The organism is Arthrobacter globiformis (assembly GCF_046536215.2).
In the GTDB taxonomy this organism is placed as follows: Bacteria; Actinomycetota; Actinomycetes; order Actinomycetales; family Micrococcaceae; genus Arthrobacter; species Arthrobacter globiformis_E.
This window is the reverse complement of the sequence record NZ_JAWMWD020000002.1, coordinates 148,609-165,912: the sequence shown is the minus strand read 5'-3', so window position 1 is coordinate 165,912 and position 17,304 is coordinate 148,609. Positions and strand designations below refer to the sequence as shown.

Annotated in this window: 14 protein-coding genes and 1 pseudogene; 3 read left to right on the top strand and 12 right to left on the bottom strand. The window is 58.9% G+C overall.

The features are described from left to right. The first annotated feature begins 163 nt into the window (after positions 1–163). Positions 164–1,558 (top strand): glutamine synthetase family protein, encoded by a 1,395-nt coding sequence (locus R5O87_RS23655; protein ID WP_410554624.1) that lies wholly within the window; start codon positions 164–166, stop codon positions 1,556–1,558. Between the two features lie 376 nt (positions 1,559–1,934). Here R5O87_RS23655 and R5O87_RS23650 read toward each other — a convergent pair. The 4 genes and pseudogenes from R5O87_RS23650 to R5O87_RS23635 all read right to left on the bottom strand — a co-directional run bounded on the left by R5O87_RS23650 (position 1,935) and on the right by R5O87_RS23635 (position 6,281). Next, positions 1,935–2,946, bottom strand: a pseudogene (locus R5O87_RS23650) (IS3 family transposase). Positions 2,947–3,468: 522 nt separating this feature from the next. After that, positions 3,469–4,425, bottom strand: a complete 957-nt coding sequence (gene dmpG / locus R5O87_RS23645; protein WP_462836458.1) for a 4-hydroxy-2-oxovalerate aldolase — start codon at positions 4,423–4,425, stop codon at positions 3,469–3,471. 62 nt (positions 4,426–4,487) lie between these two features. Then, entirely contained in the window at positions 4,488–5,438 is a 951-nt protein-coding gene (locus tag R5O87_RS23640; protein ID WP_410554621.1) for an acetaldehyde dehydrogenase (acetylating), read from the bottom strand. A gap of 18 nt (positions 5,439–5,456) precedes the next feature. Then, entirely contained in the window at positions 5,457–6,281 is an 825-nt protein-coding gene (locus R5O87_RS23635; protein WP_410554620.1) for a 2-keto-4-pentenoate hydratase, read from the bottom strand. A 375-nt stretch (positions 6,282–6,656) separates the two neighbouring features. On the opposite strand from R5O87_RS23635, the gene R5O87_RS23630 reads away from it, so the two are divergent. Together R5O87_RS23630 and R5O87_RS23625 are read left to right on the top strand one after the other, a co-directional pair. Then, entirely contained in the window at positions 6,657–7,469 is an 813-nt protein-coding gene (locus R5O87_RS23630; RefSeq protein ID WP_410554619.1) for an IclR family transcriptional regulator, read from the top strand. An 84-nt stretch (positions 7,470–7,553) separates the two neighbouring features. Beyond that, positions 7,554–8,291: a FadR/GntR family transcriptional regulator gene (locus tag R5O87_RS23625; protein WP_410554618.1), complete on the top strand. Its 738-nt coding sequence runs from the start codon at positions 7,554–7,556 to the stop codon at positions 8,289–8,291. A 230-nt stretch (positions 8,292–8,521) separates the two neighbouring features. Here the strand turns inward: R5O87_RS23625 and R5O87_RS23620 are convergent, their stop codons facing one another. The 8 genes from R5O87_RS23620 to R5O87_RS23585 all read right to left on the bottom strand — a co-directional run bounded on the left by R5O87_RS23620 (position 8,522) and on the right by R5O87_RS23585 (position 17,218). After that, entirely contained in the window at positions 8,522–9,997 is a 1,476-nt protein-coding gene (locus R5O87_RS23620; RefSeq protein WP_410554617.1) for an APC family permease, read from the bottom strand. Between the two features lie 281 nt (positions 9,998–10,278). Continuing rightward, entirely contained in the window at positions 10,279–11,799 is a 1,521-nt protein-coding gene (locus R5O87_RS23615; RefSeq protein ID WP_410554616.1) for an amidohydrolase, read from the bottom strand. Between the two features lie 340 nt (positions 11,800–12,139). Further along, entirely contained in the window at positions 12,140–13,048 is a 909-nt protein-coding gene (locus tag R5O87_RS23610) for an SDR family NAD(P)-dependent oxidoreductase (RefSeq protein ID WP_410554615.1), read from the bottom strand. After that, positions 13,041–13,370 carry a bifunctional 3-phenylpropionate/cinnamic acid dioxygenase ferredoxin subunit gene (locus tag R5O87_RS23605; RefSeq protein WP_410554614.1) on the bottom strand — a complete coding sequence of 110 codons (330 nt, stop codon included), beginning with the start codon at positions 13,368–13,370 and terminating at the stop codon, positions 13,041–13,043. The genes R5O87_RS23610 and R5O87_RS23605 overlap by 8 nt, the downstream gene beginning before the upstream one ends. Beyond that, positions 13,367–14,224 (bottom strand): VOC family protein, encoded by an 858-nt coding sequence (locus R5O87_RS23600; RefSeq protein WP_410554613.1) that lies wholly within the window; start codon positions 14,222–14,224, stop codon positions 13,367–13,369. The genes R5O87_RS23605 and R5O87_RS23600 overlap by 4 nt, the downstream gene beginning before the upstream one ends. Then, a complete protein-coding gene (locus tag R5O87_RS23595; protein ID WP_410554612.1) occupies positions 14,221–15,435 on the bottom strand; it encodes an NAD(P)/FAD-dependent oxidoreductase in 1,215 nt (404 codons plus the stop codon). Before R5O87_RS23595 ends, R5O87_RS23600 begins: the two co-directional genes overlap by 4 nt. Then, complete coding sequence (locus R5O87_RS23590; protein ID WP_410554611.1) at positions 15,432–15,974, bottom strand: 3-phenylpropionate/cinnamic acid dioxygenase subunit beta; 543 nt, start codon at positions 15,972–15,974, stop codon at positions 15,432–15,434. Before R5O87_RS23590 ends, R5O87_RS23595 begins: the two co-directional genes overlap by 4 nt. Beyond that, positions 15,974–17,218, bottom strand: a complete 1,245-nt coding sequence (locus tag R5O87_RS23585; RefSeq protein WP_410554610.1) for an aromatic ring-hydroxylating oxygenase subunit alpha — start codon at positions 17,216–17,218, stop codon at positions 15,974–15,976. Before R5O87_RS23585 ends, R5O87_RS23590 begins: the two co-directional genes overlap by 1 nt. Positions 17,219–17,304 lie beyond the last annotated feature (86 nt).

The window sequence follows — 17,304 nt, the reverse complement described above, 5'->3', positions numbered from 1 at the left end:
TGGGGAAGGGCCGGACATCACGATCTGTTGTGGCGGGGGCTCCTACGTCACCACACTGTGACCGCACTAACAGGAGTTCCACTCCATGAAACCGGTCCATTGTCAGTAGAAAGCGGCGGGTCGAGGATTGTCTCAGAAAGTTCAAAGAAAGTCGGAGGATTTGATGGAACACCCCGCCCACCCCGCCAATGCGGAAGCGATTGCAAAGGTACGCGCCGTTCTTGAAAAAGAAGGCATTGAGCGGGTGCTCGTGATGGGCACCGACATCCACGGTCAGTCCCGCGGTAAGTTCATTCCTCGATGGCGCTTCGAAAAGGATCCAGCCGAAGCACAGCATATTGCCGATGTCGTGGCCGTACTGGATATCGAGGATGAGATTATGCCTCGGCCAGCCGGCTACACGGGCTGGTGGCCTTCGTGGGACTCGGGCTTCTCGGACATGGAGGCGCTTCCTGACCTCAGCACCTTTTCATCGGTTCCCTGGATTGATGGCAGTGCGTTGGTTCTTTGCGACTTCCACGACGAACAGGGGCGACCCCTTTCGGCCATGCCGCGCAACTTGCTTCGTTCGATGGTCGATCGCGCCGCAGGAATGGGTTTCACGGCCCGGATGGCGACCGAATATGAGTTCTTCGTTTACCGTGAGACAGCGGAATCCGCACGCGCCAAGGGCTTCCGCGATCTCGAGCCAATGACCAGCGGTGTCACAATGTACGGCGGTGAGCGGGCGCACAACGAACTGGGACTGACGTCGGCAATCGAGGCTGCGTGCCAGAGCCTGGGGGTTAGGATTGAGGCCGTTGTCCCAGAGGGTGGACCTTCTCAGTTCGAGCTTAACTTGACGCCCCAGGAAGCATTGCGCGCCGCCGACGAAGGCTTCTTGTTCAAGTTTGCCGTAAAGCGCATCGCCGAATCGCTCGGTTACACGTCGTCCTTTATCGCTAAGCCCACACCAGGTGGTTTTGGTTCCAGCATGCATGTCCATCAGTCGCTGTGGTCAGGTGAACGGAACGTCTTCCACGACAACACCTCTAATGACGGCTTGTCAAAGACCGGTAGGCAGTATATTGCCGGACTCACGAGTACCCTCCGGGAGTTCACGGCTGTGTTCGCACCCTTCATCACGTCATACAAACGCTACGAGCCCGAATCAGCAGCTGGCACGCACGTTGCTTGGTCGCTTGGTAACCGTACGACAGCGATTCGAGCGATTACGGGTCCCGAACGGCTTACGCGCATTGAGAACCGCACCCCTGGAGCAGATGGAAATCCGTACCTCGTCCTAGCTGCCATGTTGGCCGGCGGCTTGTGGGGAATCGAAAGCGACCTCGATCCCGGCACTGCCTACACCGGCAACGCCTATGCTGATAGTTCTCTCGCCACTGTCCCCAGAACCCTCGCAGAAGCCGTGGACCTCTTCGAGCAGAGCGAAGTCGCGAATAAATATTTGGGTGAGGATTTCGTTCAGTACTACGGTGCGACTCGTCGTCTAGAAGTCGAGCAGTTCAACAGTGCTGTAACTGACTGGGAGCTCTCACGGTACTTTGGGAAAGTCTGAACCGGTTATCGAGGACCCTGGGAGAATGCCTGCCTGGCAGTGTCCCAGGGTCCTTGCTATTGGAGGCACCGGTTCGCCCTGATGACTTACGGGAATCTGGATGTCAGCGTTTAGGAGACGCCCAAGCAAGCTGCGAGCCAAAACGCCACGAATATGTGGACGGGATTATCCTAATAGGCCGCCCCAACGGTGAATATGAACAATCCTTCAAAGGACCTATCCGGGATTTTGAGTAGGGGCCGTGGATCCTGCGGCGCCAAAACCCGGACCTCCAGCCTTTACACACTAAAACTCCCCCAGGACTTCGAAGGTGACATCAACTGGTCCGATCCTTAGCGGCTGTGGGACTGCCCCCGGCTTTTGTTGGCCCCGAGTCTTAGGCCTCTGTGAGCGCGATCCGGTTGAGTGTTTCATATTCAGTGGCGTGAGTTTGCCCAGCCGTCTTTGCCGTCGCCGGCGGTGGCAGGTCCTTTCGATCCGCGTTGTGATGGCCAGGCGCAGGTCCTGCCTCGTGAGCCATCTTTGACGGTCCAGGACGTTCTTTTGCAGTAGGGAGATTCCAGTGCGGCGTTATCCGCGCATGCCCCGCCGCTGCCCATCGACCCTGTGAGGCCGTGGTCGCGGAGCGTTTCAAGGAAGTGGCGGAACCGGAAGTGGCACCCTCGATCGGGCTGGCCCACTGTCCCTTCTGGACGGCGTGCCCGCACCGCATTCTCCAGCGCTGTCACCGGCAACGAGGACTTCATTCGCGTTTTCATCGACTAGCCGACGATCCTCCCGGAATAGGCATCCTTCACCGTGCAGAGGTAAAGCTTTCCCTCGTCAGTGGGGTGTTCAGTGATGTCCGTCAGCCACAGCTGATTTCGCCACGGCGGCGGGGAAGTCCCGCTCCACCAGGTCGTCGTGAACCGGTGGCCCGCGCTTCCGGTTCAGTCCAGCGCCTGTGCGGGGACCATGGCATCTGGTCGGTGTTCTCGACTGGACTCGGTTCTCGCCTCGCTGTGATGCCCTTCTCCGGGAGCTCGTCGGCGACGAACCGGTGACCGAATGCCGGGTCGTCGGCGTGGATGTCCCGGGCGGCGTTGACGAGGTACGCATCGACCCAGTCGCGTTTGGGTTGATGTCCCTGGCCAGATAGGCAACAGCACGGCGCAGAATCGCATTCTCCTGCTCCAACAACCGGTGCCGCTTCTTCAACTCCCGCATCTCAGCCGACTCAGCGGCTGCCTGGCCGGTCCCTGATTCTTTGCGTTCGGCGATTGCAGTCCAGCGCATGAGCTTCGTGACCGGAAGCCCGAAATCCTTCGCAATCCGCGCCAGCGGCGCCCCGCCCTTGCGGGCCGTATCAATAACATCTCGGGGAACTCCGCCCCATACTCCGGGGGTATGGTGAACATCCTTCTACGAGCACAAGCTCGCTAGATTAAGGAGTGAACAAAACCGGAGGGCAGTCCCGTGCCCGAGGCTTACGCATTGAAACAGAACAGCGGCGTTTGCACGGCGGCCCGCCCCATAGGAGAACTGCGGCTCTTTGGGCCATCCCGCCATATGCCTGTGGTGTCTCCTGATGCCGCGGTGGCCGCAGCTCCCGGAACACCCACATATCGTCGGTTACAGAGGCACTGGCCATCCGAAGGGGATAAAAGATGGTGACCCGCCACCCCTCTTAGGGGTGCGGGTCACCATGGTGAGACAGTCAGGCATTTTTAGCCTCCGGCAGGCGCTCCGAATCTAGGAAGGCTTTTCCCTGCGGACGCTAGCGACGTCCTGACTCCGGTGTACTCCTTATCCGCTGAGTTCGCGCGGGACAAATTGTGGAGCCTCGCGGATTGGTCCGCAGATCATGGGCTAAAGACCTGGTTATTGATGTCAGCTACGTGGGATGACTTCGCTTGCTTTTTCGGGGTCCTCTAGCCCACCGCGGAAAGCTGGACAGCCACGTCTACGATCATGTCCTCCTGGCCGCCGACATAACCTGCTTTACCTACTTCTTCGAGGATCTTCCAAGCCGGGACCCCATAGCGATCGGCAGCGCGTTCAGCATGTATAAGGAACGAAGAGTAGACGCCGGCATAGCCTTGCATGATAGACGCGCGATCCATAACCGGAGTGCGTCGTACGTAGGGCTTGACCGTATCCTCGGCGGCGGCCATGAGCGCTTGGACGTTAACGCCTGTGTGGATGTTTAGCCTGTCAAAAGCAGCGGCGAGGACCTCAGTGGGGGAATTCCCGGCTCCGGCACCGAGGGCCGCCAAAGTCCCGTCAATCTGCTTCGCACCGGCTCTGACGGCGAATACCGAGTTAGCAACTCCGAAGGAAAGATTCTGATGACCGTGGAATCCGACCTCAGCGTCCGACCCAAGCTCGGAAACGAGGGCGGCGACGCGATCGGAGACGTCCTCCAGGATCAGAGCGCCAGCAGAGTCGACCACATATACGCACTGGCAGCCCGCGTCGGCCATGATCCGGGCCTGTTTAGCCAAATTTTCGGGGGAGACACGATGAGATAGCATCAGGAAACCTACAGTTTCCATACCGAGGTTTCGGGCATGGCCAAAGTGTTGGATAGATACGTCCGCTTCGGTGCAGTGAGTTGCAATACGCACTACGGAGGCGCCGGCGTCATGTGCATCGTTCAAGTCATCGATAGTTCCTAGGCCTGGGAGCATTAGTACGGCGATCTTCGCGCGTGTTGCTTCTTCGACGGCTACCTTGACCAAGTCGAGTTCGGGGGTGTGGGAGAACCCGTAGTTGAACGAAGATCCGCCTAGGCCGTCGCCGTGGGTAACCTCAATGACCTCTACTCCCGCGTCGTCCAAGGCTCGGACTGTGGAGCGGACGTGGTCCACAGTGAACTGGTGACTCATTGCGTGTGAGCCATCCCGAAGCGTGGTGTCGGTCAATCGGATGCTGAATTCGGATGAGGTGCTCAAGCGTGTACTCCTGCGATAGTTGAGGCGGTGCCCGAGAGCTTGCGTTCAGCAAGCAGGTCTGCGGTACGGGTTGCGGCGGCCGTGATGATGTCGAGGTTGCCCGCATATTCGGGCAGATAGTCAGCCGCGCCTTTGACCTGAATCCATACGCCTACTCTGCCCTGATTGTTCCAGTCGGGTCGGGCGTGGTCGAACTGCGGGTCTACTCGCAGCGAATAGCCGGGAACATACGTCTGGACTTCCTGAACGGTGCGGGCGATAGCCTCCCTAATGGCATCCTGCACCGTGCCAGGCTCAGCGGCTTCAGCCGGGATCGCAGCATAAACGGTGTTCCGCATGATCATGGGAGGTTCGACAGGGTTGATGATGATGATCGCTTTGCCGCGGTCAGCACCACCGACTACTTCAAGAGCCTTGGCAGTGGTTTGAGTAAACTCATCTACATTGGCCCGGGTACCCGGCCCAGCGGACTTAGACGCGATCGAGGCCACAATTTCGGCGTAGGGCACGGGCACAACTGATGAGATTGCCGCCACAATCGGCGTAGTGGCCTGGCCGCCACACGTGATCATGTTTACGTTTTCAGCCTCTGGCACGGCATCCAGATTCACAACGGGGCAAACATAAGGGCCCACAGCGGCTGGAGTCAGATCGATAGCCGTGATACCGGCGGCGGCGTATCGCGGCGCGTTGAGCGCGTGGGCTTTCGCGGAGGTGGCCTCGAACACGAAATCCGGTTTGTCATTCTGGGCCAGCAGCCAGTCAACTCCCTCATGGGAGGCTGCCAATCCGAGCCTGGCAGCGCGTGCAAGCCCGTCCGAAGCAGGGTCAACGCCGATCATGTATGTCGGTTTAATGTGCTCGCTGCGGCGCATCAGCTTGAACATCAGGTCTGTGCCGATGTTTCCCGACCCTACGATGGCCGCTGTCATTTTCTTGGCTGTCATGAAAGAAGCCCTTCCTATTTAGGTGAAACGGATGGTCAGGGACCCTAGGTCCCCGAAGTCAGCTGTAGCGGTGCTGTCTGCAATAACCGGCAGCGCTTTAGTAAAGGAGCCGGGCAAGATCAACTGTCCTTGTTCAAGGGCGATGCCTTGCTCACCAAGTACGTTGGCTAACCAAGCGAGCGGGGCCACCGGATCGCCCATAACGGCCTCACCTAGGCCGGATTCAGCGGTGTGGCCGTCTATGACAAGTTCGCATCGCACAGAAGCCAGGTCCGCAACATCGACCCTAAGCGGGGTCCGTCCCACCGCGATGGCCCCGCAGGATGCGTTGTCTGCGACGGTGTCGACGAGCTGAATGTCCCAATCGGCGATACGCGAATCGATGATTTCGATAGCCGCATGGACTGCCCCAATCGCTTCCCGCGCCTGCTCAATAGTGACGCCAGGTCCTTGAAGTGTGTGTTTGAGCACGAAACCGAACTCCGGCTCGACTTTCGGCGCGATGAAGCTTGAAGCCGGGATGGTCGCTCCATCATGGTGGACCATGTCTTCAAAAAAGAAGCCGAAGTCCGGCGAGTCAACGCCCAGCTGAGCCTGCATCGCTGCGGAAGTCAGCCCGACTTTCCGTCCCGCCAGCACCCGTCCGTGGGCAAGGTGACGCTCCAACTGCGCATTTTGGATCTCGTAGGCATCCTGGAGACTCATTTCCTGCAGACGAGTGCGCAGCGGAGAAACGGGTACAAGGGTGCGGGTGGCCTCCAGCAACTCTTCTGCGAACGGGATCAAGACTTTATCGGCAGTTGACGGTTCCATATTTTCTCCTAGGTTTTTCCCGTAGCCCATGGGACGGCTTCTACTCTGGCTTGATTCTGTTGCCCTCAGCCCCCGCCGGCAATGATGCGATTCCGCTGCTTGGAACACTTCGTCATCCGTTGCAGAGCGCGGAAGCTCGAAGTGGTGAGGTTTCAGGCGTGAGGATGATCCCTGGATTTCTCAATCACAGAGGACAACAAGATCGGCGAAGTTGGACTGTGGCGCGTCCTGAGAATTGAGTTGTCAAGATTTGGAATGAAGGCCAGTTCTCCGACTTTCTAAGGGAGCCAGCATGTTAACGCCGTCTAGCCTCCTCAGCCCACTCCCCCGCTTCGGGTCTCGTGCACATAAGTAAGTCCCGCAACACCAGTTGTGAAAGTGAGGTAAGACACTTAGGCTATTGGTATGTTGGTCAGCCCAATGGTCCCTTCGGTGGCCACACTTCCTGTTTCCGAAGCATTGTCGTCTGTTCACAAGGCGGCAGCTCTTCTCATTGCCTTCAATCACACCGGTGGCTGTGCCACGCTGACTGAGCTGGCAAGGGAAGCGTGCCTTCCCAAATCCACGGCTCATCGGCTCCTCGGTATTTTGCGAGAGGTTGGTTTAGTAGACCGGAACGATATGGAGTGGTACCTCCGGCGGCCAGTACTGCAACTGGGTGCCCTGGCCCTTCGCGGGGGTGCTGGTGCGCTGCGGGAAGTGGCCCTCCCGTACATGACCCAGCTCTATGAAGAAACCCACGAGAACGTGCACTTGGCCATGTTGGAGGGGTGCGAGGTCGTTTATTTGGAAAAGGTGTACGGGCACCGGTCGGCTCCCTCCCCATCACGGGTAGGCCATCGCGTTGGTGCCCACGTTTCTGCGGTTGGGAAGGCCATGCTCGCGTTTTCCGATGAAGGAACGATCAGGGACGTGATTATGTCAGGGCTGCGGCCGGCCACACCCCACTCTGTTATTTCGCCTCGTGCTCTGCTCCGCCAGCTGGAAGCAGTACGCTCCAGCGGAGTCGCATACGATCTGGAAGAATGTCGTCAGGGCCTTACCTGTGTGGCGGCGCCTGTAGTGACAGCCGAGGGGCGTCCGGTGGCGGCCATATCGGTAGCTGGGTCTACTCGCACGATGAGATTGGACTTGGTGGCCGAGAAAGTTAAGGCGGCCGCTGGAAAAATCAGCGTTCAGGCGGGTCCAGATGTGAATCTGCTTGCAACAGCTGTATGAGGGGCTGTGATGCGCTGTTTCTAGGAGTTGCGTCTGTCGCCCATTGCCCTGCATTCTTGTATTCCAGTTCGAGGGGGACGGCGAATGTTGCCAGTTGATTCTCTGGGCGACGTAAAGTGGTCCTACGCATCAAATTCATCATTAACCAGTGTTGACCAGGTTCAATCGACACTGAAGAACATGATTCACCGCGGCGAGCTGGCACCCGGTGACCGGCTGCCTGCAGAACGACGGCTCTGTGCCCTCTTGCAGGTATCCAGGTCGACTCTCCGTGAAGCTCTCAACGCCTTGCGTGCAGACGGCTACATCGAGGTTTACCGCAGTGGTCCGACTGGGGGCTCGTTCATAAGCCATCTCGACGTGGCGTACGGTCGTTGGCTCGCGTGGATGCAAGCTGACTCGTCACGGCTTCGCGAAATAATGCACCTCAGGACGGCCATAGAATGTCAGATAGCCTGGTTGGCTGCGGAGAGTTCCCAAGCCCTCGACGAACCGAGTGTCATCCTGCCCGCACACCGCTCGAATATGAGTCAGAAAGAATTTCGTGAGGCGGATGGACGATTTCATGCTGCATTAGCGGATGCCGCCGGCAGCCCTCGACTGAAGTCTTTGATGCTGGAAGCCCGTGGAGAACTTTTCGTGCCCGCGAGTTCCAGCTTAATTAACGCTGCAATGATCGACCGAAGTCACCGTGAGCACGAGATGATCATGCATGCTGTCCAGGCAGGAAACCCGGGGGCAGCTGCAGAGGCAATGAGAGCCCATCTCGCCTCCACTTACCACGACGTCTCCTCGGCTTTGAATCTGCCTGAAGCCCTGTAACCGCTGCACGGACCAGGTGATCGCTCTAGCAGACGAAGCCGGCGGGTTTCTTCCGGGCCGGACAGCGGTTACTGCCTGTACCGTTACTTGGTTGTGGAAAGGCGACCGTTGAACGGGGAACCAGAAGACCTGCAAGCACGCCTTCGTGCTTGCAGGTCTTCTGGCCTTCTCCACTACACTGGAAAATTTCCTTTTTCGCGCCGCCGCTGGGAGCCATCGGCGGCAGGGCCTCAGTACGGGGCCACGACACCGGAAATCGGCGGAACTTCCGCTTTGTTATCTTCGAATGAATTTCCGATGGAGGTTCCACTGCGCCTTGTGGCCAATGCCCCTGCCGCACCCACAAGCGCTGACAGAACAATCAGCCATGGAAGAAGCACCGGGATCCCCGAAGTGGCGCCCGCCAGGATGTCCCAATTGGCTACGGCGAGGTACACGGCCGCAACGAGTCCCAGGGCTGACAAGATTGGTGCGACGGCGCTGCTCCACGGGCGGAATTCATTGCGTCTTTTGCGGAGGAAGAAGACCACTACAGCAATTGAGGTGGTTGCTTGCATCACCAAAACGCCCAGGGTTCCGACTCCCACGAGCCAAGCGTAGAGCTCTGCGAACGGGTCGGCACCTGCAAGCATGAACGTTCCAACAACCACCAGCGTAAGGGCAGTCACCGTGACGCTCGCGACATGTGGGGACTGCCACCGCGGATGTGCTGACCCCAGGACGCGTGGCAGAACACCGGATCGGCCGAGTGCAAAGTTATAGCGAGACAGCGTGTTGTGGAACGCGACCAGCACTGCGAAGGTGCTGGTCAAAAGTAGGAGGTTCATGGCCAGGGTTGACCACTGTCCGACATACTCGGAATTAAGAGAAAATATAAACCCGGAGGGGTTTTCGGTTGCAGCCTGCTGGATCTTATCGGTGCCGCTCGCCAGCGAGATTGCCCACGTGGAGACCGAGTAAAAGACTGCAATAAGGACTACGGCAACGTAGGTTGCACGCGGAACAGTTCTTGCCGGATCCTTCGCTTCCTCGCCGTAAATGGCGGTGGCTTCGAAGCCGACGAACGATGCGGCGGCAAAGAGCAGGGCCACTCCGAGTCCGTCCGTGGCAATGTTGCTGGGCTGGAAGGAGTCCAAGTTTATTCCCGCAGCTCCGCCTTGAACGAACACGGCCGCATCAAATACCGAAAGGATGAACACCTCTCCGATCATCAGAACTCCCAGCACCCTGGCGCTGAGGTTGACCTCGAGATAGCCAAGAATCGCCACTCCCGCCCATGCGCCGGCGGTCCATAGCCTCCAGTCCGTTTGAGTGCCGGTGAGATCACCAATGACTGCACTACAAAAATAACCGAAGAGGCCGTAGAGCCCCATGAGCATACCGTTATAAGAGACCAGAGCTACGGCTGCCCCGGCGAACCCGACTGTCCTGCCCAAACCTTGTTCAAGGTAGGCTGCAAAACCCGCGGAACTGGTGACGAAGCGGCTCATGGAACCGTAGCCGACAGCAAACAATATGAGTATCACTCCGGCGATGAGGTAAGCGCCTGGGGCTCCTGCGCCCACAGCCGCAAAGGCGATCGGCGATCCGCCCAGGGCCGCGGCCAGCGGGGCGGCAGCTGCGACGACGAAGAAGACGATCCCCGGCACACCGATCGCGTTCCGCTTGAGCGCGGGGGCCGCGGGTTTATTTGTAAGGTCTGACATGCAACTCTCGATCCATTAGTGCCCGGACTATGCGGCCAGGCCATAGGTGAAAAAATAGCGGTCGTATTTGAAGCGCCCGGCTCCGGGAACCTACACAGGGACCCGGCGCACGTGAGTTAGACGGAAAGCGGGCCGGCTGAACCGCTAACTTGGAGTGCCTTGAGGCAGAAAAGGCCAGTTCGGCCGGCTGAAGGCAAGAAAGCCCGTTCCCAGGGATGCGAAGTCGGGCCTTCCGGAAGGAACCCGGAGTAAGACCCAGGTTCTCGGTACTGATTTCCTTACTAAGAAGGGGTCCGCTCGTAGCGGAGAACCCCATCAACGTAAGTCCTGAGCACCTGCATGTCGCGCAACTGGCCGGTTGGGCAGGTGAGAGGATCTCGGTCCAGAACAAGGAGGTTGGCGCGCTTGCCAACTTCAATGCTTCCCTCCTCGGAGCCCCGGCCCGAAGCCTGCGCTGGGTCGATGGTGTACATGCGCAGTGCTTCCTCGGGCGTCACGGCTTCGTCAGGTTCCAAGGGAGCGCCGGCCAAGGTTTCCCGGGCAACGGCGGTCCACATAATCTCGGCTGGTGAATAGGTACCACAGGGATGGTCGGAGGCCAAGCTGACACGGACGCCGGCATCGATCATGCTCCGCACGGGAAAGAGCTTGAGGTGGTTCTGTTTTTCGCCGCGCCACATATCAAAAACCTCGCCCCAGCCGTAGGCCAGGCCGGGATTGGCGACAAGGTCGACGCCCAGATCTGCCATTCGCTGCCCTTGGCCTGTTTCGGCGATGAACGCATGCTCGAGCCGTAAGACTGTTTCGGCATTGCTTTGTCTACGGACAGCCTCATAGGCGTCCAGAACAATGTCGATGGCGCAATTGCCCATTCCATGGATTGCGAGATTGATGCCCAATTTGCTGGCTTGAACGGCAAGGTGGTGTACTTCGTCCTTGCTGTAGAAGTTCGCGCCAACGTGGGTTTTGCACCCATCATGGATCTGGTCTATCGCGGGGCTCGGGTAGGCGCGGTCCACGAAGATCTTCATGGCGCCGCCTCGGAGCAGAAAACTTTCGGGCTCCATGATCCGATCGACTATGTCCGACCGGCCTAGGTCTTGCATCGAGAAGAAGTGATCGCCTCCGTGCAACTGCTGAAGCGTGAAGGGCATCTTGCCTGCAGCATCGGCGCGACGATACAACTCCGCGGATTTTGCCGTGACCATGGCATCACCAACTGCGGTAAGCCCCACAGCGAGATAGTCATGCATTTTGGAACGCAGCATTTCTACTGCTCGGTCCCAGTCGCGATCTGCGTAGTCGTTCCAGGAGGCCGAATGCAGGAGATTGGCGGCAGCCTCAAGGAGCGTTCCCGTTGGGGCTCCTCTGGTATCCCGTTCGATCTCTCCACCCCAAGGGTCGGGCGTATGGGCGCTGATACCTACCTGATCCAGGGCAGCGCTGTTCGCGAATCCTGCGTGGCAACTCGCGTCAATGAGAAAGAAAGGGTTATGCGGGGCGACTTCGTCAAGCTCATATCGGGTCGGGTTACGTTGTTCACGAACGTGCGAGGCGTGAAAATTCATTCCTCGAACCCATTGTCCGGGGGGGACGGTCCGGCAATGCCTCTCGATGACTTCCAGAACCTCATCCAGAGACGTCAGCGGTGGCGTGGAGCAGTCAACGGAATCTGGCGCGAATGCCGCCACACTGAGATGGTTGTGAGCGTCGATGAAGCCGGGAACGACGGTCTTCCCGGAAAGGTCGAGAACTTCGGTGTCGGGCCCCGCTGCCCCTCGCACAGAAGCTTCCGTTCCCACGGCGGCTATTCTTCCACCGCGAAGAAGTACCCCTTGCGCTATGGAATTCCGGGGGTCCACCATTCGAACTGTTGCATTGGTAATCATGAGGTCACGCGTTTGTGTCATGTCGTCTCCGATTGATCGACGGGCAGCTGAAGGCTGCCCTCGGCTTGAAACACTTAACTGACGGCTCGTTCACGCAGAGCTGGCCGCCCTTTTGGTCCCCCGCAATCGCACTGCCTTACCTGGCTGTCGTGTCGAACTCTTTACCTACCCAGGGGCATTTACCGAATAGGCTCGGTCCAACCGGGATAGCCCGGCTCACATAAACCTCTTACAGAAGTAGGTTGGGTGTGGGTCAGACCGAGTTGAGCTTGCTCAGGCCCGAGCGCGGGTCGCCCGCCAATTGACGCGCATACTCCGAGAAGGCCCTGCCTCGGACTGCTTCACCACCGTCACATTCGATGATGCTCCCCGTGATGGTTCTTGCATCGTTTGCGGATGCAAGCGCTACGTACCAGCCTACGTAGTCATCTGGCTCAGGCAGGAAGCCCAGCGGCGAGACTATGGAAATGAGCTTGTCCATGGGAAGATCCGAAATGGTCGATGCAGCCTTCGATAACGCAGGAGGCGGCGCAAGTGCCGTAAGCATTCCACCGGGCGCGACCGCGTTCACTCGAATTTCCGGTGCAAGCTCGTATGCCAACTGACGCACAAGACCTACCACGGCATGCTTGGCTGCTGTATAGAGCGGTCCACCTCCGCCTGGGTGAAGGCTCGCGTTGGAGGCGGTCATGATTATGGATCCTTGTGTTCGACGTAGCGCCGGAGCTGCAGCCTTCGCCCCGGCCAGAAGCGCCTTCACGTTCAGAGAGAAGATCTGCTCGAAGGCCTGGTCGAACCCCTCGCCCTCGGGAAGGTCTTCGGCCGAGACCCCAAAATCCCAGTAGCCGGTATTGGCGACAAAGCAGTCCAAGTGGCCGAACACCCCTGCCGCGGCCTCCACAACTGCGCGGTTGTCGTCCAGTTGCGTGGCGTCACCCCGAAGTACGACAACTTTTCCTGCGTACTCCTCAACGAGCGCGTTTGCACGCTCGGGTGAGATCTCGAGGACGGCGACGGAGCATCCTTCGGAGACAAATCGGTCAACGATTGCCCTCCCAATTCCTGCTCCGCCGCCCGTAACAACGGCGGCCCGGCCTGCAAGTCGTCCCGGAGAAACGCTGACGGGCTCCGCCGAGGTATCGAAGGCCGGGAGCTCAGCCATTTAGCTGCACCATGACCTTATTGCCGTCGACCATCGTGGGATACACCGTCAATGGAATGGTGGCTGGTGGAGCAAGAACCTGACCTGTTTTGAGGGAAAAGCGGGCCATGTGTGCAATGCACTCGACCACACACCCTGACTCGACATATCCTTCCGAGAGAGACGACTGGCCGTGGGTGCAGACGTCATCGCTCGCGAAGAATTGTCCGTCAACGTTGAATATGGCCAGCGCATTGCCGTCTACTTCGAAACGGCGTCCTTCCTCGTCCGGCACATCATCCACCGCGCAAACTACTGTCCAGGTCATGGTGTTCGCGGTCATCGGCTTGGCTTGAGATCGCGGTGACCCCACCAACTGGTCGTCGTATAACTCGCGCCTCGGTGGGTTGCGTCGTCAATGAGCCGTCCCCCACAGCCGTACTCGATGGTGAATCCGCCGGGGGCCAGAGCGTAAAACGAGTACATGTTGTCGTTGGAGTGCCGGCCGAGCGTGGTTTGTGCAAGCTCCTTGTCACTGCAACGTTCGTAGGCGGCGCCTACTTCATCGATGTCGGTCACCTCAAACATGATGTGCTGCAGGGTGTACTGGTTCTTTCCCGCCACCAGTGCCAAGCTGTGGTGCCGCTCGTTGCATCGAAGGAAGTAGATCACCTCGGAGCTCAAGTGGATGCTGTCTGTCACTCGCAGGCCAAGGCCGGAGCAGTAAAATTCGAGCATTGCCGGAAGATCGCTGCAGTAGAGGACCATGTGGCCAACGCCCGGGTGCGTCTCAAACTTAACCTGGTGGGGGGATACGAACGGTTCGCCGGCCACGGCTGCGGAGTGGAAGAGTTCCACGCGGTTACCGTCCGGGTCCTCCCCCGTAAACATGCGCTGGACCTGGCGATGACCCGCGTCTGAAGGTGAGGCCTCGTCGAACTTGTAGCCTTGCGCTTTCAGACGATCGGCAAGCGCTTCGATTTCGGCATCATCGGCCACCTCCCAGCCCGCAAATGCTAGGTCGTTGTGCTCGCCGGACATGATCTGCACCCTAGACGTGCGTTGATCGAGGCGGATGTCGAGACCGTGTCCCTGCTCGGTGACCTGAGCGCCCAGCAGGGATCCAGCGAGTTCGCGCCAATCGTCGAGGCGGTCAGAAGTGATGCCAAGGTATCCAAGGGTACGTACGCCGTTCATGTTGATACTGCTACCTTTCGTAGGTCAATGGAGGAGTCTTCAATGAGTAGTGGGTCTACGGGGTCGCCGCTTCGAATTAGATTGGTCGCCGTTCGGATCTCTCGTGGGGCGTCCACGCCGATGGCTCCGACCACTTGCCCGCCGCGGAGATGCACGCTGATCTTGGTGTCTCCATTTGGTCCGGTGCGTTCGATGACGTGGCTTCCCTGATCTGGACGACCTGCCACCTCGATCCTGTGGTCGTACTGATCCGTCCAAAACCACGGGACGAGGACGCTAGGTGTTTCATCGCCCATAATTGCTCGCGCGACGACCTGCGCTTCGTCGATGGCTGTGCGGAAGTGCTCGACCCTGAGCCTCCCGAGGATTCCGAACGGCCAGGAGGCCACATCACCGGCGGCCCAGACGCCATCCATGGACGAGCGCCCAAATGCGTCGCAAACGACGCCGTCTGAGCAGTCGATGCCGCTAGCCGTAGCTACCTCAAGGTTAGGTTGACTGCCGGCAGCGACCAGGAGGAGATCGCAGGGGATGCTCTGACCTGAGGCTGTAATGACGTCCTCGATCTTTGTAGTGCCCACTGCCTGGGCGACCACATCCTGTACAAAGGCGACCCCCTTGGTCTCATGGAGTTCCCGTATGACGCCCGCGGCCCAAGAGCCGAGCTTATTCGCAAGCGGTTCGGCGAAGGGCTCCACGAGTGTGACTTCACAACCATGGGATCGGAGAGACGCTGCTACCTCAGTTCCAATAAAACCGGCGCCGGCGATGACCACGCGCTTTGAGGTGGGGACCTGGGAATAAATGGTCCGGGCATCGGCCAGATCACCCAGCGTCAGGACATTCTCAAGATCACAGCCGGGGAAATCAATTCGCCGCGGGCGGGAGCCAGTCGTCAGCACAACAGAGTCGGCCACTATCTCACCACCGGCTTCCAGATGAATGGCGATACGGGATTCCCGACGTTCCACTCGCATTGCACGAGCACCCAACCGGACGTCGATGCCGTTCTCCGAGTAGAAGTGGGCAGGCAGAACCGGTACCACTTCCTGGCCGAGCAGAATCCCTTTCGATAGCGGCGGCCGTTCGTAGGGAAGTTCCGTATCTGCACAAATGAGGGAGATTTCCCCTGTAAATCCTTGGTTGCGGAGCTCTTGGCTAAGGATTGCGCCCGCCTGTCCGCCGCCGATTACCGCAATTGTGGTTGTCATAGAAACACCGCCAAGTTGTTGCCGAGCAAAACGGTCTGGTCCAGGAGGATCTGACGCTTGGTAATTAGGAAGTCACCGAAAAGTGGTGATTGGCGACGCAAGAGATCTTGTCGGGCCCCTGCGAACATGTCCTGGTACGTCGTTCCGCGGGTTCGGTAAAGAAGGAAGCTGGACCGCACGAAAAACGTGTCGGTTTCCTCAGCCCGTTCGACCTCAATGTTGGTTATGAGGTGCCGGGTCCGAGACGCCGGGACCTCTGACCATGCACGACCAGTTGCCACCTTGCGCACTCGCTGCGCAAGGTCCTCTTTGGACTCGTCAAAGTGGGCGCCGCCTGTGGGGGGCTCGAATTCCTTGCTTTCCTCCCGGGGCATGCGAGCCAACCGCACCGGCGCGGTGTATCGAATCTCATCGGCAAGGAGGGTCAACCACTCGTCGAATTTTCGTTCGTCCAGGAGCCGTGCCTCTCGGGCCATGAACTGGCTGACCTCGAAATGATCCGTGAGTAGGTTTTCCCGCAGTTGGGATTCGCTGATCATCAGTCCCCCTTCTCCATCAATTCGAGCCAGCGGCGGTAAAACGAGCGGCCGGCCTCTTCGCTGTAGATATTGCCGATGCGGCCAGGGAAGTCATCGTGGTGGCCGGCGGCTCCACGACCCATCGTGAAGTTGAACGATGAGCGCCCGGCACGACTTCCTTTCAGGACACCTTGGATCTCGGACCAGTTCTCACCGTCTTCAGCCTCAAAGATTCCGCCGGCGCTGAAGGTACGTAGCGCGTTGCGTCGCATTGCGTCCTTTACTTCTGCAGGTGCGTCCGCATCGCCGAGCGTCCACGTCATTACTTCGATCGAGTGGGGACCCCGTGGTTGCCAGATTCTGAACGTATTTGTTCCCACAAGGAAGGAGAAGTTGGGAAAGATTGTGTTGTGGCCGCGGACATGCACGGCCCGGGTTTCACCCAGTCGTTCGATCTCCGTTTGTCGGATCGCGGCGCGGTATTCGCTGGCCACGGGACCGTAGTCGGTCATGTCGGGTGCGTCGTCCAAGTAGAAGCCTGTTCCATGCCCACCCGGCGAGCTGAATTGGAGGCCTCGTGTATCCGCGTTTACCCAGTCGCCGCCCTGGGCAATGAGCGCAGAAATGTGGCTTGTCTCTGCATGGTAAACGTCGGTGGCGAATTGTTCGGCGGGGAATTTCCAGTTGCAGTCGATGATCCATCGGTTAGGTGCGCCGAGGACCTCGTTGTGTTGCCAGCGGTCGGCGAATGAGTCGAAGTACCAGGCCATGTCACCGAGGTATTCCTCGAAGGTGGGTCCCTCTTCGGACCATGTTCCGAAGATGAATCCCTTGTAGTTCGTCACCCGCGGCACGCGTTGTGCGCCAAGCTTCTCTTTGTTGAGAGCTCCGAGGTATCCATCCTCCTCGTGGGGCACCTGAACCAGTTTGCCGCTGAGGTCGTAGACCCATCCGTGGTAGGAGCAGGTGAAGGCCTTCGCGTTGCCCTCATCGGACCTGCAAAGTCGCATGCCGCGGTGACGGCACTGGTTCATAAACGCAACGAATTCGCCGCTGCTTTGACGCACGACGACCACAGGATCGTCGCCCATTGTTGTGGTGAGGTAGTCGCCCTTCTTCGGGATCATTGACTCATGGGCGAGGAACAGCCAGCTCGTCCCAAAGATGCTCCGCATCTCCTGGTCGTAGATGTCCTCATCGGCGTAGATCAGTGCGCTGATCTGGCCCTCGTCAGGGTCGACCAGATCGCTGTACTTCTTGGTCATGTGGGTGCTCCTTGCAAACTTTCACGTTGCAGCCGTGTGGCTGTTGCGTTTTGTCCTGCTCGATCATCGGGTGGACGAGCCGATGC